This is a genomic window from Pseudomonas sp. FSL R10-1339 (genome assembly GCF_009600545.1).
Taxonomy (GTDB): Bacteria; Pseudomonadota; Gammaproteobacteria; order Pseudomonadales; family Pseudomonadaceae; genus Aquipseudomonas; species Aquipseudomonas bubulae.
In genome coordinates, this window is the sequence record NZ_WIVQ01000018.1 from 12,912 (window position 1) to 35,521 (window position 22,610).

21 protein-coding genes and 2 pseudogenes are annotated in these 22,610 nt (G+C 55.0%); 11 read left to right on the forward strand and 12 right to left on the reverse strand.

Features of this window, described 5'->3' with window-relative positions:
* The first annotated feature begins 40 nt into the window (after positions 1–40).
* Positions 41–1,732, forward strand: a complete 1,692-nt coding sequence (gene fadD1, locus GHO03_RS08280; protein WP_095003263.1) for a long-chain-fatty-acid--CoA ligase FadD1 — start codon at positions 41–43, stop codon at positions 1,730–1,732.
* A gap of 206 nt (positions 1,733–1,938) precedes the next feature.
* On the opposite strand, the gene GHO03_RS08285 is transcribed toward fadD1, so the two are convergent.
* A complete protein-coding gene (locus GHO03_RS08285) occupies positions 1,939–2,319 on the reverse strand; it encodes a hypothetical protein (RefSeq protein WP_016782092.1) in 381 nt (126 codons plus the stop codon).
* 281 nt (positions 2,320–2,600) lie between these two features.
* Here GHO03_RS08285 and GHO03_RS08290 point away from each other — a divergent pair, with 281 nt between their 5' ends.
* Together GHO03_RS08290 and def are read left to right on the forward strand one after the other, a co-directional pair.
* Positions 2,601–3,554, forward strand: a complete 954-nt coding sequence (locus GHO03_RS08290) for a YihY/virulence factor BrkB family protein (RefSeq protein ID WP_095003262.1) — start codon at positions 2,601–2,603, stop codon at positions 3,552–3,554.
* 2 nt (positions 3,555–3,556) lie between these two features.
* A complete protein-coding gene (def, locus tag GHO03_RS08295) occupies positions 3,557–4,096 on the forward strand; it encodes a peptide deformylase (protein WP_095003261.1) in 540 nt (179 codons plus the stop codon).
* On the opposite strand, the gene GHO03_RS08300 is transcribed toward def, so the two are convergent.
* Positions 4,050–4,496, reverse strand: coding sequence for a GNAT family N-acetyltransferase (locus GHO03_RS08300; RefSeq protein WP_095003260.1), 447 nt, complete (start codon positions 4,494–4,496; stop codon positions 4,050–4,052). The genes def and GHO03_RS08300 overlap by 47 nt on opposite strands.
* A gap of 703 nt (positions 4,497–5,199) precedes the next feature.
* Here GHO03_RS08300 and GHO03_RS25815 point away from each other — a divergent pair.
* Positions 5,200–5,871 (forward strand): annotated as a pseudogene (locus GHO03_RS25815) (PAS domain-containing protein); the annotation flags it as partial.
* A gap of 120 nt (positions 5,872–5,991) precedes the next feature.
* A pseudogene (locus GHO03_RS25820) lies at positions 5,992–6,420 on the forward strand (methyl-accepting chemotaxis protein); the annotation flags it as partial.
* Between the two features lie 34 nt (positions 6,421–6,454).
* On the opposite strand, the gene GHO03_RS08310 reads toward GHO03_RS25820, so the two are convergent.
* Entirely contained in the window at positions 6,455–7,486 is a 1,032-nt protein-coding gene (locus GHO03_RS08310; protein ID WP_095003278.1) for a LacI family DNA-binding transcriptional regulator, read from the reverse strand.
* A gap of 229 nt (positions 7,487–7,715) precedes the next feature.
* Here GHO03_RS08310 and GHO03_RS08315 point away from each other — a divergent pair, with 229 nt between their 5' ends.
* Positions 7,716–8,249: a gluconokinase gene (locus GHO03_RS08315; protein WP_095003258.1), complete on the forward strand. Its 534-nt coding sequence runs from the start codon at positions 7,716–7,718 to the stop codon at positions 8,247–8,249.
* Between the two features lie 85 nt (positions 8,250–8,334).
* Positions 8,335–9,687 (forward strand): GntP family permease, encoded by a 1,353-nt coding sequence (locus GHO03_RS08320; protein ID WP_095003257.1) that lies wholly within the window; start codon positions 8,335–8,337, stop codon positions 9,685–9,687.
* 48 nt (positions 9,688–9,735) lie between these two features.
* On the opposite strand, the gene alaC is transcribed toward GHO03_RS08320, so the two are convergent.
* On the reverse strand, positions 9,736–10,944 hold the full coding sequence (gene alaC, locus GHO03_RS08325; RefSeq protein ID WP_095003256.1) for an alanine transaminase: 1,209 nt from the start codon (positions 10,942–10,944) through the stop codon (positions 9,736–9,738).
* A gap of 198 nt (positions 10,945–11,142) precedes the next feature.
* Here alaC and GHO03_RS08330 point away from each other — a divergent pair, with 198 nt between their 5' ends.
* Positions 11,143–11,634, forward strand: coding sequence for a GyrI-like domain-containing protein (locus GHO03_RS08330; RefSeq protein WP_153399604.1), 492 nt, complete (start codon positions 11,143–11,145; stop codon positions 11,632–11,634).
* On the opposite strand, the gene GHO03_RS08335 is transcribed toward GHO03_RS08330, so the two are convergent.
* From GHO03_RS08335 to GHO03_RS08355, 5 genes are all read right to left on the reverse strand, one after another.
* The gene (locus GHO03_RS08335) at positions 11,631–12,137 is read right to left on the reverse strand and encodes an N-acetyltransferase (RefSeq protein WP_153399606.1); all 507 of its coding nucleotides are present in this window, start codon (positions 12,135–12,137) and stop codon (positions 11,631–11,633) included. The genes GHO03_RS08330 and GHO03_RS08335 overlap by 4 nt on opposite strands.
* 113 nt (positions 12,138–12,250) lie before the next feature.
* On the reverse strand, positions 12,251–13,039 hold the full coding sequence (gene mddA, locus GHO03_RS08340) for a methanethiol S-methyltransferase (RefSeq protein WP_153399622.1): 789 nt from the start codon (positions 13,037–13,039) through the stop codon (positions 12,251–12,253).
* Between the two features lie 141 nt (positions 13,040–13,180).
* Positions 13,181–14,359, reverse strand: coding sequence for a GAF domain-containing sensor histidine kinase (locus GHO03_RS08345; protein ID WP_153399608.1), 1,179 nt, complete (start codon positions 14,357–14,359; stop codon positions 13,181–13,183).
* A 130-nt stretch (positions 14,360–14,489) separates the two neighbouring features.
* Positions 14,490–14,795 carry a PepSY domain-containing protein gene (locus GHO03_RS08350; protein WP_095003251.1) on the reverse strand — a complete coding sequence of 102 codons (306 nt, stop codon included), beginning with the start codon at positions 14,793–14,795 and terminating at the stop codon, positions 14,490–14,492.
* 94 nt (positions 14,796–14,889) lie between these two features.
* Positions 14,890–16,023 (reverse strand): glycerophosphodiester phosphodiesterase, encoded by a 1,134-nt coding sequence (locus GHO03_RS08355; RefSeq protein WP_095019702.1) that lies wholly within the window; start codon positions 16,021–16,023, stop codon positions 14,890–14,892.
* A 168-nt stretch (positions 16,024–16,191) separates the two neighbouring features.
* On the opposite strand from GHO03_RS08355, the gene GHO03_RS08360 reads away from it, so the two are divergent.
* Entirely contained in the window at positions 16,192–16,515 is a 324-nt protein-coding gene (locus GHO03_RS08360; protein ID WP_095003249.1) for a DUF2025 family protein, read from the forward strand.
* 23 nt (positions 16,516–16,538) lie between these two features.
* Here GHO03_RS08360 and GHO03_RS08365 read toward each other — a convergent pair whose 3' ends face one another.
* Positions 16,539–17,618 (reverse strand): diguanylate cyclase, encoded by a 1,080-nt coding sequence (locus GHO03_RS08365; protein WP_095020862.1) that lies wholly within the window; start codon positions 17,616–17,618, stop codon positions 16,539–16,541.
* Positions 17,619–17,874: 256 nt separating this feature from the next.
* Here GHO03_RS08365 and GHO03_RS08370 point away from each other — a divergent pair, with 256 nt between their 5' ends.
* Positions 17,875–18,903, forward strand: coding sequence for an MBL fold metallo-hydrolase (locus GHO03_RS08370; RefSeq protein WP_095003247.1), 1,029 nt, complete (start codon positions 17,875–17,877; stop codon positions 18,901–18,903).
* 9 nt (positions 18,904–18,912) lie between these two features.
* Here GHO03_RS08370 and GHO03_RS08375 read toward each other — a convergent pair whose 3' ends face one another.
* Positions 18,913–19,230: a helix-turn-helix transcriptional regulator gene (locus tag GHO03_RS08375; RefSeq protein WP_095019705.1), complete on the reverse strand. Its 318-nt coding sequence runs from the start codon at positions 19,228–19,230 to the stop codon at positions 18,913–18,915.
* Between the two features lie 609 nt (positions 19,231–19,839).
* Between GHO03_RS08375 and GHO03_RS08380 the strand changes: the two genes are divergently transcribed.
* Positions 19,840–20,886, forward strand: a complete 1,047-nt coding sequence (locus tag GHO03_RS08380; RefSeq protein WP_153399610.1) for a hypothetical protein — start codon at positions 19,840–19,842, stop codon at positions 20,884–20,886.
* Positions 20,887–20,965: 79 nt separating this feature from the next.
* Here the strand turns inward: GHO03_RS08380 and GHO03_RS08385 are convergent, their stop codons facing one another.
* A complete protein-coding gene (locus GHO03_RS08385; protein WP_016782118.1) occupies positions 20,966–22,216 on the reverse strand; it encodes a ribonucleotide-diphosphate reductase subunit beta in 1,251 nt (416 codons plus the stop codon).
* Between the last annotated feature and the right edge of the window lie 394 nt (positions 22,217–22,610).

Here is a 22,610-nt window from a genome sequence, read left to right on the forward strand (position 1 = left end):
GATGCGGTGAAGAATTCGCGACGCTGAGGAGTGGGCTTCCATGATTGAAGGCTTTTGGAAGGATAAGTACCCAGCTGGGATTGCTGCTGAAATCAATCCAGATGAATATCCAAATATTCAGACGGTACTGCGGGAATCTTGCCAGCGTTTCGCCGATAAACCGGCGTTCAGTAACCTCGGCAAAACCATTACCTACGGTGAGCTCTATGAGCAGTCGGGCGCTTTTGCAGCCTGGTTGCAGCAGCACACCGACTTGCAGCCGGGCGATCGCATCGCCGTGCAGCTGCCCAACCTGTTGCAATACCCGATTGCTGTGTTCGGAGCCATCCGCGCCGGTTTGATTGTGGTCAACACCAACCCGCTGTACACCGCGCGGGAAATGGAACACCAGTTCAAGGATTCCGGTGCCAAGGCACTGGTGTGCCTGGCGAACATGGCGCATCTGGCTGAAAAAGTCGTGCCCCAGACGTCGGTCAAGTATGTGATCGTCACCGAAGTGGCTGACATGCTGTCGCCTTTCAAGCGGGTGCTGATCAATAGCGTCATCAAGTACGTGAAAAAGATGGTCCCTGCTTATCATTTGCCACAGGCCGTCAAGTTCAACGACGTGCTGAGCAAAGGCCAGGGCCAGCCGGTCAAGGAAGCCAGCCCGGTGAGCAGTGATGTTGCCGTGCTGCAATACACGGGCGGCACTACCGGTGTGGCCAAGGGCGCGATGCTGACCCATCGCAACCTGATCGCCAACATGTTGCAGTGCAAGGCATTGATGGCCTCCAACCTCGATGAAGGTTGTGAAATCCTGATTACGCCTTTGCCGCTGTATCACATCTACGCCTTTACCTTTCACTGCATGGCGATGATGCTACTGGGCAATCACAACGTATTGATCAGTAACCCCCGTGATTTACCGGCGATGGTCAAAGAGCTGTCCAAGTGGAAATTCACCGGTTTTGTCGGCCTCAATACCCTGTTTGTGGCGCTGTGCAACAGCGAGGCGTTCCGCAAGCTGGATTTCTCGGCCCTCAAAGTGACGCTCTCGGGTGGCATGGCCTTGCAACTGTCGGTGGCCGAGCGCTGGAAGACCGTGACCGGTTGCCCGATCTGCGAAGGTTATGGCATGACCGAGACCAGTCCGGTAGCCACGGTCAACCCGGCCCAGAGCATTCAGATCGGTACCATTGGCATTCCGGTGCCTTCGACCCTGTGCAAAGTGATTAACGATGCCGGCGAAGAGCTGCCGCTGGGTGAAGTCGGCGAGCTGTGCATCAAGGGCCCGCAGGTCATGAAAGGCTACTGGGAGCGTCCTGACGCCACCGCCGAGATCATGGACAGCGAAGGCTGGTTGAAATCCGGTGATATCGCAGTGATTCAGCCTGATGGCTACATGCGTATCGTTGATCGCAAAAAAGACATGATTCTGGTGTCGGGCTTCAATGTTTACCCCAACGAGCTGGAAGACGTGATGGCCTCCTTGCCGGGCGTATTGCAGTGCGCTGCAATCGGTATTCCGGACGAGAAGACCGGTGAGCTGATCAAGGTGTTTATCGTGGTCAAGCCGGGTATGACGCTGACCAAGGAACAGGTCATGACGCATATGCGTGCCAACCTGACGGCTTACAAGGCGCCCAAGTTCGTCGAGTTCCGCGACAGCTTGCCGACCACCAACGTGGGCAAGATCCTGCGTCGTGAGTTGCGAGACGAAGAACTGAAAAAGCTGGGCCTCAAGAAGTAACAGGCCTGGATACGAAAAATCCCCGCAATGCGGGGATTTTTCGTTTTGATACGGTGAAGGTCTGTTGTAGCAGCTGCCGAAGGAACACTGCAACTGTGGGAGCGAGCCTGCTCGCGAAGGTCGTTCGCGAGCAGGCTCGCTCCCACAATAGGGCTTGACCTGCAACAGAGTATCTACAGGTCGGCCACAGGTTTTGGCCTTTGGGTTTATTTCTGTAAAAACTGTGCGAAGTTGACGCCAGTACCTGTAGGACGCACGTCCTGCAGATAGGAGTCCTTGTCTGCACTCAACTCCAGGCTCATGGTCGGCGTACGCTTGTGCGTTGCACGTACTACCATGCCTTCGCGTTTTTCACGCAGGAATGCAGTCGTTACCTTCAGGTGCAGCAGTTCGTCGGTGCTTGGGGTGTGCAGGAGCAGATGCACCCATTCGTACTGGCCGACGGCCAGGCGCGCCAGCGGAATATCGAACCACCAGATGTTCTTGTTGGTGTTCAGTGCGGCGAAATGGCAGTTGTTGACGCCGAGTACCGCGCCGCCGAGTTCCTGGTTCCTGCGGGCAATAGCCAGCTTTTTATCGAGTTTCATAACCTTCCTACAATTGCGGATCTTCAGCGCCATAGCCTGAATACGTCGCGTATTCTCGGGGGTTAGCGGGCAAACATAAAGCCCAACCTGCGCTGATCGACGAAATGATGTGCAGAAAATAAATGAAACTCGATGCCGGACCACAAGGTCAATGTTGGGTTGGCCTTTTTACGGGTTTGGCGATCCGGTATTTTCAAAGTCGCCAATTGGGCTACTTTTAGGTAAAACCCTTCGCTTGGAGGCGTGTTGACCTCATTAACGATGCGGCGAAAGGAGACGCTATGTTATTCCCAGGCTTGAACGGCCTGCCTTTGGGCAAAGTCTTGATCCGAACGGTCAAGGAATTTATCGACGATGAAATGTCGACCTACGCCTCGGCGCTGGCCTATCAAATGCTGTTTTCGTTATTCCCTTTCATTCTGTTCCTGATTGCATTGATCGGTTTTTTGCATCTGCCAGACTTCTTTACCTGGTTGCGCCTGCAGTCCGAACTGGTACTGCCGCCGCAAGCGCTGGAGCAGGTCAACCCGGTGATCGACCAGTTGCAGCAATCCAAGGGCGGATTGCTTTCGGTAGGTATCGTCATTGCGCTATGGACGGCTTCTGCGGGTGTGCGCCTGATGATGAGCGCAATGAATGCTGCCTACGACGTGGTTGAAGGGCGCCCTGTCTGGAAACGTTTTCCGCTGTCGATTTTCTACACGATCGGCATTGCCGGCATGCTGCTGGTCGCCGCCGCACTGATGGTGCTCGGACCGCAGGTGATGAGCTGGCTGGCGGGGCAGGTGGGGCTTGAAGACTTTGTGGTCACGCTGTGGACCATCCTGCGCTGGCCGGCGATTATTTTGCTGATGATGGTGGCAGTGGCGTTGATGTATTACGTGATGCCCGATGTTGAGCAGAAATTCCGTTTTATTACCCCGGGCTCGGTGCTGGCGGTAGTGGTCTGGATTGTGGCTTCCTTGGGGTTTGCCTTTTATGTCAAAACCTTCGCGGACTACAACGCCATGTATGGCAGTATCGGTGCAATCATCGTGCTGTTGCTTTACTTCTACATTTCGGCCGCGGTGCTGTTGCTGGGCGCTGAAATGAATGCTGTGATCGAACATATGTCGGCTGAAGGCAAAAATCCGGGCGAGAAGACATTCGATGAGTCTGCCGACCCTGATCCAAAGCAGCATGTCTCCGGCCTTGGCCGCGACCACTCCCTTAAATCCACTTCTGATGAAACCTGACCATGATTCGTGAAATCCTGAAAATGGGTGATGAGCGTTTATTACGTGTGGCCCAACCGGTGCCGGATGAGATGTTCGACACGCCAGAACTCTGGCAACTGCTCGACGACATGTTGCAGACCATGGAACACGCTGGCGGCGTGGGCCTGGCAGCGCCGCAGATTGGCGTTGACCTGCAGCTGGTGGTGTTCGGTTTCGAGCACAGCGAGCGTTACCCGGATGCCGAAGCCGTGCCGCAGACCATTCTGATCAACCCGCTGATCACGCCGCTGAGCCCGGCAGTTGAAGAGGACTGGGAGGGTTGCCTGTCGGTGCCGGGTCTGCGTGGGGTCGTGGAGCGCTTCCACAAGATCCGCTACGAAGGTTTCACCCCCAAGGGTGAGCCAATCGTACGGATTGCAGAGGGGTTTCATGCGCGGGTCGTGCAGCATGAGTGCGATCACTTGATCGGTCGTCTGTATCCGTCACGGATCAAGGACTTCAGCAAGTTCGGTTTTATTGAGGTGCTGTTTCCTGATCTGGATCCGCACACCAAGGAGTAAGGCCCATCGCTATCATCGCTTTGTTGCGTTGATAGCGAACCAGCCGCTCATGCAGGGCATGGGGCAATTCCACGTCCAGGCTAAACCCCAGCTTTTCATAAAACCCCTGCAACTGCGGGTCGCAGAACAACCAGATCGGGCCATCGACGGCAGCTATTGCCTGGCTGACCAGATCGCCAGCTACCCCTTGGCCGCGTAGCGCTGGCGCGACAAAAAGCCCGGTCAGCCAGTGGCCGTGAGCCATTGGCCGCAAACATAAACCGGCAATAATCCCCTCTTTGCGGGCGACCCATAACTGCGCTTCCCTGACCGCCTTCATCGATGATTGATGTGTGCGATAAAACTTGTTCATCAGTGGCCATAAAGCCGCTTCAAGCGGGGCGTAAATAATGGCAGTCATAAGTCCACAGGCTCGGGGGAGGGGCGCGCAGTATAAATAACTAAAAGGCAGATTTCTGCGGGTTATCTGAATAGTGTGGGTGATCTGTATTCGGAATTAAAGGGTACACATACGCATTCATTTCGAAATAACCGACTTTAAATGAAAGTTCACCATGGATCAGTGCTATACCTCAGTGAACAACCCTGGTTACTGGAGTGCATAACATGTCCAAAGGTATGGATTCAAAGAAAGCAGCGAAGAAAAAGCCGGCTAAAACAGCCGATGAAAAACGCGCTGACAAGAAAGCCAAAAAAACTGACACCGGATTGTTTGGTCATTAAGTGGATTTACCGGGGCTCGCTCCTCGGGGCCCTGTCACTTTTAATACTGCATCATCCATTTGGTAAATTTTTAAAGCGTGAGCGTTCCGTCGCAGGTTGATGGCCATTTGCTTGCGCGCGTCATTTGGCTAGCTATGCTCCATGTTTACGGGGTCGTAGCCATAAGTGCTCAAACCCTCGAAGTGCGTACAGCTCTAACGTTAAGAGTGAGATACCCAGCTGATTGGCTGCGTCTTGAAACTTTTGAATTATCAATAGACAGCACCTCCAGGGATTGAGCCATGTTTAATTCGCATCGCAAAGCCGATCTGCTCGAAAATCAACGTCTTAGCGGCTTATTAAATGACATGGCCGCTAAAGTGCAGGCTATCAGCCGTTCCATGGCAATTATTGAGTTCGCCCCTGACGGCACCATTCTGGATGCCAACGAGAATTTTTGTCGGGTTGTGGGTTATTCCGCTGACGAGATTCGGGGCAAGCACCATCGGCTATTTTGCGAAGCGGCTTACGTTAAATCCAGTGAGTACAACAATTTCTGGCGGGACCTGGCCCGAGGCGAACCTTTGAGCGGCACCTTTTCACGGCTCGACAAGGCGGGGCGTGAGGTGTGGCTGGAAGCCAGCTACATGCCCATCGTCGGCGCTGACCAGCACGTTGTGCGTGTCATCAAGGTGGCTTCGGATGTCACAGATCGAATCAATAAAGAACACGAAACCCAGAGCATCGTAAACGCCCTGAGCCGGTCGATGGCGGTGATCGAGTTTTCACCGGATGGGCGGGTAATCAATGCCAACCAGAACTTCCTCGACACAATGCATTACTCGCTGAGCGAAATTGTCGGCCAGCATCACGGCATGTTCTGTCGTCGAAGCGAGGCCGAGTCAGCCGGCTACAAGGCTTTCTGGGCCTCGCTCAATCGCGGCGAGTACCATTCCAGACGATTTGAGCGGGTCGACAAACACGGTCATACGGTGTTTCTCGAGGCCTCCTATAACCCCATCTTCGATGCCAGGGGGCGCCTGTACAAAGTGGTGAAATTCGCCAGTGATATCACTGCTCAGGTCACCAACCTGCAGACTGCCGCCGAATCGGCCCACAGCACTTCGGTGCAAAACGATGCCTGCGCGCAGAAGGGCTCGCAGGTGGTGCAGCAAACCGTGCAAATCATCGAGGCCATTTCCAAAGACCTTAATGAAGCAGCGCAGAGCATTGATGCGGTAAGCAAACAGTCGGACAGTATCGGCAAGATCGTGCAGACCATTCGTGGTATTGCGGATCAAACCAATTTACTGGCGCTCAATGCCGCGATCGAGGCAGCGCGGGCGGGGGAGCACGGGCGCGGCTTTGCCGTGGTGGCCGATGAGGTCAGAAGCCTTGCGGCGCGCACCAGTGCGGCCACCCTGGAAATTGTCGAAGTGGTGCGTCGAAATCATGATCTGTCGCTGAGCGCTGTGACCAGCATGCAGTCGAGCCTTAGCCGCACAGGGCTTGGTGTTGAGCTGGCAAATGAGGCCGGGGAAGCGATTCTGGAAATCCAGCAAGGCTCCCGGCATGTGGTCGATGCCATCAGCCAGTTCAACTCGACGTTGCAACTGCATTAAAGCTGTACTGTGTACATGATGAGGGTGAGGGGCTTTAACTGCTTTCACGCACCATGAGTTCAAAGCCCATGTCCTGAACAGGGTTGGCAACTTTATTGCCTGCCATCAGTGTCAGCATCTGCTCGGCTGCGCGACGGCCAATGGCTTCCCGGGGCGTACGAATACTGCTCAGGCGAGGCACCATAAACTCTGAAGACGGGAGGTCGTTAAAGCCCAGTACGGCGATTTGCTCCGGGATTTTGATGCCGATGCGTGCAGCCTCAAGCAAGGCGCCCTGGGCCAGGTCGTCGTTGCCGAAAAAGATCGCATCCACTTGTGGATGGCTGGCGAGCAATTGCAGGAACAATTCGCCCCCCAGGCCAACCGAAGACGGACGTGGCGTCAGTACTTCAAGATCAGGGTTGTACAGTCCGGCTTCCTGCAAAGTGCGGCGATAACCCTCACCGCGCAGCAACGTGCGTTGATCGAGCTGGGCGCCGATATAGGCCAGATGTCTGCGGCCACGGGAGATCAAGTGCCGGGCAGCTGTTTCACCGGCCTGCAGCTGTGAAAAGCCGACGCAGTTCAAGCCCTCGGCGGCATCCAGCTCCATCATGTACACGCAGGGTACATTGCTGGTCTCGATCATCCGCCGTGAGCTTTCCGAACGATCAAAACCGGTCAGCAGCAGGCCTCGGGGTTGGTAGGCCATATAGTTGCGCAGCAAATTTTCTTCTTCGTCACGGGAATAGTGGAAGTTGCCGATCAATACTTCAAAGCCACGGGGGCGCAACACGTCATGGATGGCTTCGAGGGTGTCTATAAAAAGCAGGTTGGACAGCGAAGGTACCAGCACCACGACAGAATGACTCTGCGCCGAAGCTAGCGCGCGGGCGGCGGGATTGACCACATAGTTCAGCTCGTCGGCAGCAACACGGACCTTTTCGGCCAGCTCCGTGGCAACGCTGCTGATACCGCGCAGGGCTCGCGAGGCGGTGATGGGGCTGACCCCCGCAAGGCGGGCAACTTCGTTAAGGGTGGGGCGACCCGTGGTCCGGGTGTTTTTATCGTTTTTGGAGGTGGTCATCAGGGCGGCTTGCCAAACAAAAAACAAGTCACTAAGGTAGCGCTGTCCTGGCGGACCCGCAATTGCCTGATTGCGTGTAAATCAGTTACCCCAGCTTTGTATGTCGAGAGCGTCTCCGCGTCTCCCCATAAAAATGAGAAATAGACGTCGGTAGCCTAAGCTTTGTGCTTTGCTTTCAAGTATTGAACGCATGAACAAAGACAGCGCTGTCTACGGACTGAGGTGTTTCATGAGTCAACCTATCACTGCTCTGGTCATCATGGGTGTTGCCGGCTGCGGCAAATCCAGCGTTAGCCAGGCATTGTGCCAGCTCAATGGCGCGACCCCGATTGAAGGCGATGCGTTTCACCCGGCGGCCAACATTGCCAAGATGAGTGCCGGTATTCCCCTGACCGATGAAGACCGTGCCGGCTGGCTTGACAGCCTGTGCGACGAATTGCGTCGTGCGGTTGCCAGTGGTCAGCGCCCGGTGCTGACCTGTTCGGCACTCAAGCTGCGTTATCGCGAGCGTTTACGCAGTGCGGTAGATGGTCTGGGTTTTGTGTTTCTGGAGCTGACCCCTGAGGTGGCGGCTGCCCGGGTGGCCGATCGTCCGGGGCACTTTATGCCCAAGACCCTGATCGACAGCCAGTTCGCTGCGCTTGAATCACCGACCAATGAATCCTTGGTGCTGACTCTGAATGCAGCCCAGATGAACGTTAAGCAATTAGCAAGCGCCGCCCGAGACTGGTGGTGCGAGCAGACGGTAATGGCAACTTCATGATGTTGTTTCAAACAGATAGCGCTATCTGCCTCGGCTGTAGCGGCACCCCCGTACTTGATAACAACAAAAAGGCAGGAGACGCCCCATGCTAGGCATGTCCCATAATACGTTTCTGCTGCTTGATGCAGTGGTGACCATTATCGGCCTGATCGTACTGATCACCCGATTCAAACTGCACCCCTTTATTGCCTTGATCATCGCCTCTGCGTTTCTGGGGCTGACGGCCGGCATGCCTGCCAACCTGATCATCAAGTCGTTCCAGGACGGTTTTGGCGGCGTGTTGGGCTTTGTCGGGATCATCCTGGCGCTGGGCACCATGCTTGGCAAAATGATGGCCGACTCCGGTGGTGCTGACCAGATCGCCCGTACCCTGATCCGTGCCTTCGGCAAGGACAAGGTGCAGTGGGCAATGATGTTTGCCGCCTTTCTGGTCGGTATTCCATTGTTCTTCGAAATCGGCTTTGTACTGCTGATTCCGCTGGTGTTTATCGTTGCGCGACGTACTGGCGTGTCGATCATCAAGATCGGTATCCCGCTGCTCGCCGGCTTGTCGGCTGTTCACGGGCTGGTACCGCCGCACCCGGGCCCGCTGCTGGCCATTGGCGTATTTGGTGCCGACATCGGCAAGACCATTCTGTACGGCCTGATTGTTGCTCTGCCTACCGCGATCATTGCCGGACCGATTTACGGTACGTTTATCGCCAAGTACATCCCGGGCCATGCATCCCAGGACCTCATGGATCAACTGGCCAGTGAGCCGGAATCCAGCACCTTGCCGAGTTTTTCCATCACCCTGATCACCGTGCTGTTGCCGGTATTCCTGATGCTGCTCAAGACGTTCGCCGACGTGGCGCTGCCCGATGGCAACTTCTTCCGTGTGTGGATGGACATGATCGGCCACCCGATCAGTGCGCTGTTGCTGGCATTGCTGCTGGCGCTGTACACCTTTGGCGCCCGCCAGGGTATCGACTCCAAACGCATCCTCAAGCTGCTGGACGCGAGCCTGGCTCCTACCGCAGCGATCATTCTGATCATTGGTGCGGGCGGCGGTTTCAAGCAGATGCTGGTAGCCAGCGGTGTGGGTGACGTGATCGGCCATATGGCGGTAAACGCGCAAATCTCGCCGATTTTGCTGGCCTGGCTGGTGGCTGCGGTGATTCGTATCGCGACGGGTTCTGCGACCGTAGCGACCATTACCGGGGCGGGGATTGTGTTGCCGGTGGTGGACATGATTCCGGGTGTGAACCGTGAGCTGCTGGTACTGGCAACCGGCGCAGGCTCGTTGATCCTGTCTCACGTCAACGACGCAGGTTTCTGGCTGGTGAAGCAGTACTTCAACATGACCGTGGCTGAAACCTTCAAGACCTGGACCGCGATGGAAACCATCCTCTCGGTTGTAGGTTTGATCTTTATTCTGCTGCTGTCGTTGGTGGTTTAAAGCACCAATAAACCTGTGGGAGCTGGTTTACCAGCTCCCACAGTCGTTTTAGCCAGCGTTAAAGCCATCAGCGCGGAACATAGCGCGAATCCCACGCAGCGCCTGACGAATGCGATCCTGATTTTCAATCAGGGCAAAGCGCACATGGTCGTCACCGTACTCCCCAAAGCCTACCCCCGGCGAAACACAGACCTTGGCATCCGCCAGCAGCTTCTTGGCGAATTCCAGTGAGCCCAGGTGGGCGTAGTGTTCGGGAATCTTGGCCCAGATATACATCGAAGCCTTCGGATTTTCGACCATCCAGCCCAGTTCGTGCAGCCCTTTGACGATCACGTTACGGCGCTGACGATACTGTTCGGCAATATCCTTCACACATTGCTGGTCACCCTCAAGTGCAGCAATTGCCGCCACTTGCAGCGGGGTAAAGGTGCCGTAGTCGTGGTAACTCTTGATTCGCGCCAGAGCATTGACCAGCTCAGGATTGCCCACCATAAAACCGATACGCCAGCCTGCCATGTTGTAGCTTTTGGACAGTGTGAAGAACTCCACGGCGATGTCCTTGGCGCCCGGTACTTGCATGATCGAAGGCGCTTTCCAGCCGTCATAGACGATATCGGCGTAGGCCAGATCGTGCACAACCAGCACATCATATTGCTTGGCCAGGGCCACCACGCGCTCGAAGAAATCCAGTTCGACACACTGCGCCGTCGGGTTGGACGGGAAGCCCAGGATCATCATTTTCGGTTTGGGGATGGAGCCGCGGATAGCTTTTTCCAGCTCGGCAAAAAAGTCCACGCCGGGGATCAGCGGTACCGAACGCACCTGGGCACCGGCAATCACGGCACCGTAGATATGAATCGGGTAGCTGGGGTTGGGCACCAGCACGGTGTCGCCCTGATCCAGGGTGGCAAGCATCAAGTGCGCCAGGCCTTCCTTGGAGCCGATGGTGACAATGGCTTCGTGCTCGGGATCGATCTCAACGTTATAACGGTCGGCATACCAGCGCGAAATGGCCCGGCGCAGGCGTGGAATTCCCCGCGAAGTCGAGTAGCCGTGAGTGTCTTCACGCTGCGCGACGGTGCAGAGTTTTTCGACGATGTGGGGAGGTGTCGGGCCGTCAGGGTTACCCATGCTGAAGTCGATGATGTCTTCGCCACGACGACGGGCGGCCATCTTCAGCTCGGCAGTGATATTGAAAACATAGGGGGGGAGTCGATCTATGCGCGCAAAGCGTCGCGGCGAACCTTGGTCTGCCATGTGTGCCTCTGATACGTAAGCGCCCGGAACCGTCCGAGCGACGTTGACCACTGCGGTGGTCTGGACGAAACAATACGGGCGCTGATGACCTTTTGTCTAGGTGCTGTCAGCGTCTATTTTTCGCTGATCCGACCTGTATGTGGTTTTGTTCCTATACTCAGATGCTAGGTTTCCTACTTCCTCCATCGAGCATGCCCCATGGACCAACTAAAAAAGTTCGAGCTGTCAGCGCCGCGATTTGCCAAAGGCCAGTTTCAATTGATCGCGGGTTTGGGTGGCCGTTTCACTGAGGAGAGCGTTGATCGAATCCCGCTGTTATGGGAAAAATTCATTCCCGAAATCGGCAAAGTACCAAGCCAAATTGGCGATGAAACCTACGGTGTTTGTTGTAATCCTGATGGCGAGGGTGGTTTTGAATACATTGCTGGCGTGGCTATCAGCAAGCTTGATGATCTGCCTGAGCGGTATCGCTGGATTGAACTGCAGGAGCAGTCTTACGCGGTCTTTGAGCATCACGGGGCATTGGACACGCTTGGTCAGACCTTTCAGGCGATCTGGAAAGACTGGTTGCCAAATTCGGGCTACCAAGCCGCTGATGCGCCCGAGTTCGAGCGCTACAGCGCAGACTTCAATGCGGACACCGGTACGGGGCTGCTGGAAATCTGGCTGCCGATCGAAAAGCCTGCTTAGCTTGCCTGCAACTGCAGGGGCAGCATGGGGGCCAGCGACAGCACCAACCGTCGCTCACCACGATAGGCCTCGCCTTTCTCGACCCAGCCCTGGCTCAGATAAAAAGCCATGGCGCTGGTATTGAACGGGCTGACCGAGAGCATCAATTGGCGAATCTCGGGCCATATCTGTTCAATGGCCCTGGCCAGCTCGCGCAAACAGGCCTTGCCCAATCCCTGGCCCTGAGCACGGCTGTCGACCTGTAGTGCGTGCAAGGTGGCGCAGCCCGGCTCAGCCCAGTGGGCCAGAAGCGGCTCGCGCTTGAGAAGCAAAAATGCCACTGGCAACTCGTCGTTGAGCAGCACCAGCCCTTTGATGCCCGCCTGCGGCTGGACCGGCAACGAGTGCAGGGCAGACTCGATGGTGCCGCAAAAAGCAATCTGCTCAGGGCGAACTTCTATCTCGCGCAGTTGCTCGCGCTGGCGGGGTGTCAGGTCTTCATAAGCGCATAGGCGGGTGTTCATGTCGGGGTTCTATCGAGGCGCAATAGGAGGCATCTGACAGGCAGTGTCAGTAGCCGCTGAACAGCGCGTCAGTTTCTACCCATCACGGTTCTAAATACAGATTTATTCGTGGGTCAGCGCCCGGTGCCGGACTTGCGGCGTAGAGAGGGCAGCAACATGCCGACGTTTTTTTGATAAACCCGGTACTTGTCTCCAAACAGCTCAACCAGATCTTTCTCTTCCAGTTGGGTGCCGATCAGAATGTAAAGGGTGCTTGTCAGTGCAAACACCAGGTGCCCGACACTCATCTCGGGCGTTACCCAGAAAGCGATCAGGAATCCCAGATACAACGGGTGACGCACGAGCTTGTAGAGCGCGGGGGTTCTGAATGCGTTGTTTACGGGTTTTGGTTGGCGCAGGGTGTCCAAGGGCTGTTTGACGCCAAACAATTCGAAGTGGCTGATCATGAAAGAGGCCAGCAGCACCAACCCCCATCCGAACCAGTACAGCGTGACAAGTAACCCCGCAAACAAGGGCGACTGTACACTCCAGACACTGATATCGATCGGCTGCCACAGCCAGCATATAAGCGCCAGCACCGCACTGGAGGCCAGGACATAAGTGGCACGTTCAATGACCGGCGGGATGACCCTGCACCACCTGCGCTTGAAACTTTTGCGCGCCATGATGCTGTGTTGCAGGGCAAATACGGTGATCAGCAGCACATCGACCACAAGCGCCCAGGGCCATGCCAGGCCAGATCCCGAATCGATACTTTTCGGGACGACGACATTCCCCAGAAAACCTATCAGATAAACAAATGTCAGTAGAAAAAACAGATAGCTGAACAGGCTATAGAGCAGCGCTGCGAGTTTTTCAGTACGGCTGGTTGAACGCGGTTTCAGCTCAATTTTGGTGTGCATGAACGACTCCTTTCGAACATGGCGAAATTTCAATTAAAACGTCTACAGCCAGTACCTTAGCCCCTATATGGTAAATGGCTAGCGTCGCGGCCGGGCGGTCATAAGATGTCGTCTCACATACCAGTCGAGGGCGTCAGAGCATCAGGGCAGCGCCATGCTGAAGGTGAAGACTGTGCCTTGGTCCTGGTCCGAGGTGACTTCCATATGGCCGCCGTGGGACAGGACGATCTGGCTGGCAATATACAGCCCAAGGCCAAGTCCGGCCTGGGGAGTGTCGGTGGCCGGGCGTGAGTAGGGTTTGAACAAATGCGGCAGTTGTTCGGCCGGGATGGGCTCGCCCTGGTTGCAGATCCTCAGGGTGAATACCCCATTGAGTACCAGTGCCGAGATGTCAACGGGCCCGTCGGGGCAGCCATGGGTGATGGCATTGGTCAACAGGTTGGAGAGCAGTTGGGCCAGGCGGCCGCTGTCACAGCGGATGCCCTCAAGTGGCCCTATGTCTGAGCGGATGGAACGTTGCGCATGAACGTTTTGCAGTTCCGAGATGACATGGATGAAGACCTGGTCGAGATCGGGGCACTCGCGCAGCGTCAGCGGGATGCCGCTACCGAGCCGTCCGCGGGCAAAGTCCATAACGTCCTCAACCAGCTGCGAGGCACGGTTGCCGCAGCTCAGGATATGCTTGACCAGGACATCGGTGGAGGGGTCTGGGTGCACCCGTAGCAAGCGCTCTGCGGCTGTGGTGATGGCGAATAACGGGTTGCGCAGGTCATGGCCTATAACAGCGATAAATTGCTCGCGCAGCTCTGCGGTTTCACGCTCCTGCTCCAACGCGGTTTCTGTACGTTGCAGGTTTTCTTCGGCGTCAATTTGCAGCGACAGCAGGCGTGCGAATGACTCCATTGTGGACTGGATCGTACTGTTCCTGAGGCTTGCAGGCTCGGGGTCGAGTGCGCACAGGGTGCCGAAAAAACTACCGTCAGTGCGCCATACCGGAATCGTGATGTAGCTTTCGAAGCGATAAATCCGCGGCGTGTGATGGTGTTGGTACAGCGGATCGGCGCTGGCTTTATCAATGATGATCGGCAGGTGCGAGTTCATGCTTTCAAAGCACAGGGTGCTGACCAGGTCCAGCTCGCCACCGGACTGCAAACCGAAACCCAGCTTGTCGAGTACCGCGCAGGCGGTCCAGGTGGTCTGGGTGACACGGGCAACGGCAGCAAAGCGCATACCGGTCATTTCCGTAATCACCTGCAACATTGCAGGTACGGCACTGATCCGGTTAATTGTCGCGATATCGTCAGCCGTGCCGTGCGTCATGGTAAAAGCTCGAGCTCAAAAAGATGATTCTAGCCAGAACACTTGAGCGCGGCACTTATTCCTAAGCAAGCGCTAAATAAAAAGGCCGCGCCACCCATGAAGAGTGGCGCAGCCTTTTATTCAAATCAACTCAGGTGTCTTGTTTGTCTTGCAGCACTTCGCCGGTTTTTGCGTCGAGATCTACGTCCCATTTGATGCCTTTGGTATCGCGCAATTCAACTTCATACACCAGCTTGCCGTAGGAGTGATCAAGCTCGGTATCGAGAATGGTCGCGCCAGGGTGTTTGTCCAGTGCTGCTTGATTCAACTTTTCAAACGAGGTGATTTCACCCGATTTGATCAGGCCCGGGATATGGTCCGGGCGTACATCGGCCTGAGCAATACCGGCAGTCAGAGCCAGGGCAACAGTTGCAAATACCAGATTAAGTTTTTTCATGTTGAGTCCCTTTGGGTTGATCTGTTCAAGTGGGATCAGATTAACCGGCGCAACTTAACTCACCCTTAATTTTCGCCCCTTGCCGGCTTGCAGGTTAAAAGCCATTTTTCTCCAGCAACTGATTGACGCTTTGTGGCACCGGGCGCTGGTAATACGTGAGCAACTCGCTGGCGCGGTTGGTGAAGATGCCGTCGACACCTGCGTCCATTGCCTTTTTGAAGTCAACGGGGGCATCGAGGGTGTAAACATGTACCAGCATGCCCCGGTCATGGGCGGCGCTGTTCATCCAGGGCTGGATCAGGTCGAAGTAGCTCTGGTCACCCCCGTGGGTCAAGGCTGCCGAAGGGCCTGTACCGATGGCACCGTTGGCCTTGGCAAAGTCGAGCCACTGGATGAATTCGGCTTTGTCCTTGGGTTGCTGTTTGGCGTAGTACGCGGCTTTATCCTTTTCGCCGGAGTCGGCGAAACTGACTGAGGTGTTGGGCTTCATGCCACCTTCACCTACCCATAACAGCAGGATCTTCGGCGTGTTGGGCATTTCTTTTTGCAGCAGCTCAAGGCTGTTTTTGTCGAAGGTTTGCAACATGACCCGGCCTTTGCCCTGGCCGACCAGTGGTTTGCCTTCCGCCTCTGCCGAGGCAACGGGCTCAAGCCAGCCGCGTTCGCTCAACTTGTTTTTCAGATCGTGTTCAAGGCCCGGGAACTGCCTGGGCTCTTTGGTTTCGATGTAGAGGCCCGGTTTGTACTGTGGATTGCCCTGGGCGATATCGATAATTTCGTCCAGGGTCAGGATCGGCAGCCCGACATAGGACGGGCGCGCGCGATCCGGATAAGCCTGGTTGAACCAACTGCCGGCATCCAGGGTTTTAAGCTCGGCCAGGGTAAAGGCGCTGGCCGGGCTGTCCTTGCGTTGCGGAAACTTTTTGGCGACGTCAGTGGTGCGCAACAGGCTGTTGTCATGCAGCGCAAACAGAACGCCGTCCTTGCTGCGTTGCAGGTCCATTTCCAGATAGTCAGCCCCCAGATCCCTGGCAAGGGTGTAGGCGGCAGCGGTTGATTCCGGAGCATCGAAGGACGCACCGCGATGGGCGATCACCGCCGGGCGCGGTATGCCATGAGCGTTGGCCAGTGCCGCCTCGGTCGCATTGGATGCGCCAGCATTCTGTACGCCACCCAAGCCCAGGAGCAGGCTCAGCAGCAGGGCGTTTTTGCCAAAAGTGTCAGGCATTGGTTGAGTTCCTTTCAATCAGAAAAACAGAGGGTGTTTTTTAGCGGTTTTTCGTGAAGATGTGCAGTATTCTTGGCCACATCAACGTCCCCGGCAGAGGGGCAGGCAATCGAACTTGCGTGTAAACCACCGTCCCGGAGCCTTTCAGGCTCATCAGTGAGGTTTACCATGCGTATCACTTCGCAACTCATCTGTCAGGCCGCCGACCTACTTAGCGGCTTTGTTGGTTTCAATCGTAAGACAGGCCAGCACATTGTCCGTTTCAGTGAAGATTCATTTGGAATGGATGTCGCCGACGACAACATCACGCCCACCAGCGAATTTGTCTGGCAGGCCGATGGTGCTGGCACCATGACTCTCAAGCGCGAGTTGATTCAGTTGTTGCTGGATCAGAATATCGATGACCGCCTGAACATCACCGAGCCCTTGAGGGTGTATATGCAGCGCCAGGATGTGCCCGAGATTTCGGCCTTGCGTCGCTGCATCAGTTGAATAGCGCTGCCCGGGCCCTGTTTCTATACCGGATCATTGCTCAGCTGTGATTCAGCAAGGGTGTCTGCTGCGCCAACACTGATTTTGTTGCGCCCTGTATTCTTTGCGATATACAGCGCTTTGTCTGCCTCGTTCAGCCACGTGCTGGCCTGGAGGAGTTCGGGGCGGCAAGTGGCAAGCCCGATACTCAGGCTAACGCACAGGCCGGGCTCGTCGGCGTGTTGATAGTTGTCAATCACGTGGCGCAGCCGTTCCATGATTTCCCGGGCCTGGTCCAGGGTGCGATTGGGCAGGATGACGCAGAATTCATCACCGCCGTAGCGGCCTGCAAGGTCTTCAGTACGCAAATTGTCCTTGAGCTCCTTGCTGAGCTGGCGCAATACACTGTCGCCGACAATATGTCCGTAGGTGTCGTTGATCTGTTTGAAGTGATCGATATCAATCAGCGCCAGAGTCGCCGGAGAATTGCGCTCCAGACTTTGCTGGAAACTGAGTTGCAGCAGGTCTTTCCATGAGCCGTGATTAAGCAGCCCGGTCAGGCTATCGGTGCGGCTGAGGGTACTGAGGGTGCGTTTATGCTCGGCCAGGGTGATTGCCAGACCATAGCTGACCATGCCTACAGCAAAAGGGTAAAGAATCAGCACGGGTACGCAGGCATAGACCTGCAGGCTGGTGGTATGGGGTGTAAACGCAAAGCCGAACAGCAGCAACGCGACCAGGGCGCCTGCCAGCTGCGCCAGCGCTCCGCGAACCAGCAGTTTTGGCCCTCCGGCAGCCACGTTGTGCATGGTCATCATCGACACGATGATCACCGTAGGCAGCGGATTGAACTCGATAGCCGCCGCCCAAAACCCTCCGCACATGGAATCAATCAAAATATTTCGACGTTCAGCCCGGTAGGGATAGGTTGCACGCGATGACAATTGATAGGCCAGGTGAGGCCATACGAACGCGTTTAGCAGCAGTAGTGGCCAAACCCATATGGATCTGTCGAGGGGGTAGAGGGCGGCCATTAGCCCGATACTGCCAAACCCTGAGCCAATCACTCGCGGCGCATAAATACGCTTGGCGAACGACAACCCTTTGCCTCTTTTATTGTCCATGTCTATCTGCGCAAGATGTGCGGGCGGAGTTTCTGGCAACTGCCGGGTACTGCATTATCGATTGTTGGCTGGTCGGTCAGCCTTGTCGAGAATACACCCCATCTGTTCCGAAAATTCTGAAACAGTTATGGGGACTAGATTAGCTTATTAAGTCGAGGGCAAGCTGCGGCGCAGAAGGATGCCAGTAGAATGTCGATCATCCTCTAACAGGCCTGTAAACAGAGTATTAATCACTTTTGACTGGAGCCTTCAAGCCATGGCACTCGACTCAAGCAGTGCAGAGGGGCCTAAGCCCGCTGAGCGTCATAAAGGTGCATTTCAAAATGCTGGCGTCAGGCCGCCTTCCAGTATCGGCAAAACCTTGGGCATTTTTTGGAGAATGATATTCCAAAAGCCTGCGAGCACTCGCCCTGCAGGTGTGATCCCGGTCAAACCGCTGACCCGTGAGCAATTGGACGAGGCTGCGGATTTCAGTGTGTACCGGTTGGGTCACTCGACTCTGCTGCTCAAGCTTAAGGGAAAGTACTGGTTGACCGACCCGGTCTATGCTGAGCGTGCATCGCCGTTCCAGTGGGCTGGCCCCAAGCGCTTCCATGCGCCGCCCATCAGCCTTGATGAGCTCCCGCCACTGGAAGCAGTGATTCTTTCCCACAATCATTACGATCACCTGGACCAAAAAACCGTATTGCAACTGGCCGCCAAAACACAGCAGTTTTTGGCGCCGCTGGGTGTGGGCGACTTGCTGGTCAAATGGGGAGTACCAGCCAGCAAGGTTCAGCAACTGGATTGGTGGCAGGGCACCCAACTTGCAGGTATCCGCTTTATCGCGACTCCTTCCCAGCACTTTTCAGGCCGCGGCCTGTTTGATCATAACCAGACGCTTTGGGCATCCTGGGTCATGATCATTGATGACGTGCGAATCTTCTTCAGTGGAGACTCAGGTTACTTCGACGGTTTCAAGCTGATCGGCGAGCAGTTTGGGCCATTTGATCTGACCCTGATGGAGACGGGTGCCTACAACACCGACTGGCCCGATGTGCATATGCAGCCCGAACACAGCCTGCAAGCGCACAACGACCTCAACGGGCGTTGGTTGTTACCTATTCACAACGGCACCTTTGATCTGGCTTTTCATGCCTGGTTCGAGCCGTTTGAGCGCATTGTGGCGTTGGCAGAGCAACGCAAAGTGCTGATTACAACGCCACAAATGGGTGAGGCTTTCAATCTGCTAACCCCTCACCGGGGCCGTGCCTGGTGGCTTGAGGTAGAAACCCCAGGGCAATAGGGCCGTATTTCACTCGATCAGAGCAAAATCATCGCGCCCCATCGGGTCTGGTGTTGTGCCGCGAACATTTCCCCCGCGACCGGGGGTAAAGCCGGGAAAGAACACCAGGCCCTGCGCCTCAAGGCTATAGGCCAGGGCCAGCCGGGTTACGTCGCGAACGGGGGCTTGTGACTCGAAGCGTTCAATGGCCGAGACTGAAACCCCGGACTGCTCACTCAGGTACTCGCGATTCCAGCCCAGCATTTCGCGGGCCTGCGAGCAGTGCAGCGGGGTAAATTGATTGATGACGATACGTTCAAACGTACTGCGCGTGGCTGAATGAGGCATGGGTTTCTCCAGGGCTGAGTCAGTGCTTGAAAATGTACTGTGTTTTTATACAGCTATCTTGGTGCCGGAACAAACTCATTTTTTGATAAGTGCCGAGGGGCGAAATCTGTTGTCTGGCTGCATTTTTATGAGCTTTTGCGCGAAGAGCATGGGTCGAAAATTTCGATAGTGGGGTGTGTGTAATCTTTTCGCGGAAAACGCCCATGTTGCTCACGTCATCGCGGGGACACGGTTAGCAGAGCTTTCTTCGTTGAAATCAGAAAAGTCCTAACTCTTTTATTTTAAATAAGCTTAAGACTGGTTCCCATATCAGGGATGTCCCAGTGCTTAGCCTGCACATTGACGCTATCAAAATATAATGCCCATAAAGTTTGCACACTTGTATCTGTTGAAGCAGCCATCACCTTCTACGAAGACACCCACGTTGTGTTCAGGGTGGGAGCCTTGCGGCGAAAATCAGCAATAAGTCAGTTGCAAAAGGTATCTGGGGTTTTCTCTGTCGCTGGGTGTGTGCGGTTAATGTAAAAGAAAACTTTTAAACAGTTTTTCAGTGGTCGGATGATGACTGTTTAAACGTTTACCCTTATCTGCAAGAACGGTATAAAAAAGATGATGGAAGCCATAGGTGAGCCCACTAACAGTATCAATCAACTCCTGTATTTGCTGTATGGCGGCAAAGAAGTTTATCGGTTTGAAGCAAAATTCAGTATTTTGTCGGCGTTGCGCTACAGAAAAGATCCGGCTGACTTTACGATCACACTGATGACTGATCAGCCTGAGGCATTTGATGGCTGGCCTGTGAGCGTGTTGCCTCTGAGCGTTGAGGTGCTGGACGCCTGGCAAGGGGCAGGCGGTTATTATCACCGGCGTAAGGCTTGCGCTATCCAGGCGGGCGTTGCGCTGTCTGGCAAAACCATTTTCGTTGATACCGATACGGTTTTTTTCAAAGATCCGGCCCAGTTGTTTAAACGGGTCTCTGACAATCATTTTTTGATGGATAAGTTTGAGTTGAGTTGGGCAGATGCTTCCCGGCGTCTGGGGTTTCGTAAACTGGTTACACAGCTCGACGCTGAAAATAAAGCCCCCGCACCGTGGTTGAAACTGTTCAATAGTGGGGTTTGCGGGATGACCAAAACCAACGGTCATATTTTTGAAGGCGTAATTAGTTTGATTGATCAATGGGCTCATCATGGAGCAACACTTCTTACGATTGAGCAAATTGCTATATCGTTTATGCTGCATGGTCGAAAAGTGATTGCGGCCAATGACTGCATTAATCATTACTTCTCGGTGAAGCACTATCACCATGCAATGTACCGGGTTTTTTTTAATAAGCAGGGTGAGGGCTATCGTGAGGGTTTACCGCAAGCATCATTTGCCGTTCCTGACCGTCTTCCCAGGGTCTCGCTGCGTCATCGTTTACAGCTGAGGTGGAAATTGAGGGGGCAATGCAGTACCTCTCGAAAAATTGCCAAACTCTATCTGCTGGGTAAGGCGGGTAGCCAATTACCCTATCTTGAGGCGTGTAAGCCTCTTTGGTGGGCTGTAGCCGTTGAGGAGCTGAGAAATCTGGAAGCTGCTGGGAAGTCTCACACGAAACTCGCCGCACTATGGCAGGCGGATTCCGGCTTTTTGAGTTTAATAAAGGGTAATTGAAAATTTCGATGCCAATAAAAAGGGCCAACATGGTTGGCCCTTTTTATTTACCCGGTGTGGCTTTAACCAACCCGGTGTATCAATCCCAGCTCAATGCACCGCCGGTTTGGTATTCGATGACCCGTGTTTCGAAGAAGTTTTTCTCTTTCTTCAAATCCATGATTTCGCTCATCCATGGGAACGGGTTAGTCGTGCCCGGGTATTCTTCTTTCAGGCCGATTTGCGACAGGCGGCGGTTGGCGATGAACTTGAGGTAGTCTTCCATCATCGCTGCGTTCATGCCCAATACGCCGCGTGGCATGGTGTCACGTGCGTATTCGATTTCCAGCTGGGTGCCTTGCAGAATCATCTGCGAAGCTTCTTCCTTCATTTCAGCGTCCCACAAGTGCGGGTTTTCGATTTTGATCTGGTTGATCACGTCGATGCCGAAGTTCAGGTGCATGGATTCGTCGCGCAGGATGTACTGGAACTGCTCGGCAACCCCGGTCATTTTGTTGCGACGACCCATCGACAGGATCTGCGTAAAGCCGCAGTAGAAGAAGATGCCTTCCAGAACGCAGTAGTAGGCGATCAGGTTGCGCAGCAGCTCTTTGTCGGTTTCGACAGTACCGGTTTCGAACTTCGGATCAGAGATCGAACGGGTGTATTTCAGGCCCCAGGTAGCTTTTTTAGCAACCGACGGGATCTCGTGGTACATGTTGAAGATCTCGCCTTCATCCATGGCCAGCGATTCGATGCAGTACTGGTAGGCGTGGGTATGGATCGCCTCTTCGAAAGCCTGGCGCAGGATGTACTGGCGGCACTCCGGGTTGGTGATCAGGCGGTATACGGCCAGTACCAGGTTGTTGGCTACCAGGGAGTCGGCAGTCGAGAAGAAGCCCAGGTTGCGCATCACGATGCGGCGCTCGTCGTCGGTCAGGCCTTCCGGGTTTTTCCAGAGGGCGATGTCGGCGGTCATGTTGACTTCTTGCGGCATCCAGTGGTTTGCGCAACCGTCCAGGTATTTCTGCCACGCCCAGTCGTACTTGAACGGTACGAGCTGGTTCAGGTCGGCGCGGCAGTTGATCATCATTTTTTCGTCAACCGCTACACGGGCGGAAGCGCCTTCGAGTTCGGCCAGACCTTCAGCAATGTCGAGGTTGTCCAGCGCGGCTTTGGCACGAATGATCGCGGCCGAGTCGGTAGCCGTGACTGCGCGGGCTTCCTGGGCAGCTACGCCGCCAGCGGCGTCGAGGCGGTCCATGTTGGCTTCGGTTGCGTGGCCTGCGTTGGCGCCTTTAACAGCGACTTCGCCTTCGTCTTCTTTGTCGAATTCGTCCCAGCTCAGCATGACGTGTCGTCTCCTGCGTGAGGGCCTGATAGCTGCGTGAAAACACTTATGGTTTGGTTTTTACGCGGCCATAGGCCACTTGGATCTAAGAAATGTTGCTTGCAGTAGCGTTGTGCTCACGCAAAAACATGAATGTGTACGTTGGCTTGTACCGCTGTCGTTCAGGGAAGGAGGTCGTGCCTGCACTTGCCCTGGGCCTTGAGGCCGTAGCAGCGTGGTTTTTTAGCCCGCGAAGGGGATATGCCAAGCCTTTTTGATGGCCGCAGTATAAGGCTTTTGCACAAGGTATTTCAGCCAGTTTTTTTGCTGGAGATGCGACGAAACGCCCTAAATTTGTCCAGGGCTTAAGCAAGGCTGCGGCTGGGCGAGGGTTTGCCGGGGCAGAAGTTTTTTT

Bases quoted from the DNA above. Each gene is read 5' to 3' on its own strand.
- fadD1 (WP_095003263.1), top strand. From the start codon at position 41: ATGATTGAAGGCTTTTGGAAGGATAAGTACCCAGCTGGGATTGCTGCT.
- alaC (WP_095003256.1), bottom strand. From the start codon at position 10,944: ATGGCAGACCAAGGTTCGCCGCGACGCTTTGCGCGCATAGATCGACTC.
- mddA (WP_153399622.1), bottom strand. From the start codon at position 13,039: ATGCACACCAAAATTGAGCTGAAACCGCGTTCAACCAGCCGTACTGAA.
- GHO03_RS08345 (WP_153399608.1), bottom strand. From the start codon at position 14,359: ATGACGCACGGCACGGCTGACGATATCGCGACAATTAACCGGATCAGT.
- GHO03_RS08375 (WP_095019705.1), bottom strand. From the start codon at position 19,230: ATGCCTCATTCAGCCACGCGCAGTACGTTTGAACGTATCGTCATCAAT.
- GHO03_RS08360 (WP_095003249.1), top strand. From the start codon at position 16,192: ATGCGTATCACTTCGCAACTCATCTGTCAGGCCGCCGACCTACTTAGC.
- GHO03_RS08315 (WP_095003258.1), top strand. From the start codon at position 7,716: ATGAGTCAACCTATCACTGCTCTGGTCATCATGGGTGTTGCCGGCTGC.
- GHO03_RS08290 (WP_095003262.1), top strand. From the start codon at position 2,601: ATGTTATTCCCAGGCTTGAACGGCCTGCCTTTGGGCAAAGTCTTGATC.
- GHO03_RS08320 (WP_095003257.1), top strand. From the start codon at position 8,335: ATGCTAGGCATGTCCCATAATACGTTTCTGCTGCTTGATGCAGTGGTG.
- GHO03_RS08330 (WP_153399604.1), top strand. From the start codon at position 11,143: ATGGACCAACTAAAAAAGTTCGAGCTGTCAGCGCCGCGATTTGCCAAA.
- GHO03_RS08365 (WP_095020862.1), bottom strand. From the start codon at position 17,618: ATGGACAATAAAAGAGGCAAAGGGTTGTCGTTCGCCAAGCGTATTTAT.
- GHO03_RS08300 (WP_095003260.1), bottom strand. From the start codon at position 4,496: ATGACTGCCATTATTTACGCCCCGCTTGAAGCGGCTTTATGGCCACTG.
- GHO03_RS08380 (WP_153399610.1), top strand. From the start codon at position 19,840: ATGATGGAAGCCATAGGTGAGCCCACTAACAGTATCAATCAACTCCTG.
- GHO03_RS08285 (WP_016782092.1), bottom strand. From the start codon at position 2,319: ATGAAACTCGATAAAAAGCTGGCTATTGCCCGCAGGAACCAGGAACTC.
- GHO03_RS08350 (WP_095003251.1), bottom strand. From the start codon at position 14,795: ATGAAAAAACTTAATCTGGTATTTGCAACTGTTGCCCTGGCTCTGACT.
- GHO03_RS08370 (WP_095003247.1), top strand. From the start codon at position 17,875: ATGGCACTCGACTCAAGCAGTGCAGAGGGGCCTAAGCCCGCTGAGCGT.
- GHO03_RS08355 (WP_095019702.1), bottom strand. From the start codon at position 16,023: ATGCCTGACACTTTTGGCAAAAACGCCCTGCTGCTGAGCCTGCTCCTG.
- GHO03_RS08335 (WP_153399606.1), bottom strand. From the start codon at position 12,137: ATGAACACCCGCCTATGCGCTTATGAAGACCTGACACCCCGCCAGCGC.
- GHO03_RS08385 (WP_016782118.1), bottom strand. From the start codon at position 22,216: ATGCTGAGCTGGGACGAATTCGACAAAGAAGACGAAGGCGAAGTCGCT.
- def (WP_095003261.1), top strand. From the start codon at position 3,557: ATGATTCGTGAAATCCTGAAAATGGGTGATGAGCGTTTATTACGTGTG.
- GHO03_RS08310 (WP_095003278.1), bottom strand. From the start codon at position 7,486: ATGACCACCTCCAAAAACGATAAAAACACCCGGACCACGGGTCGCCCC.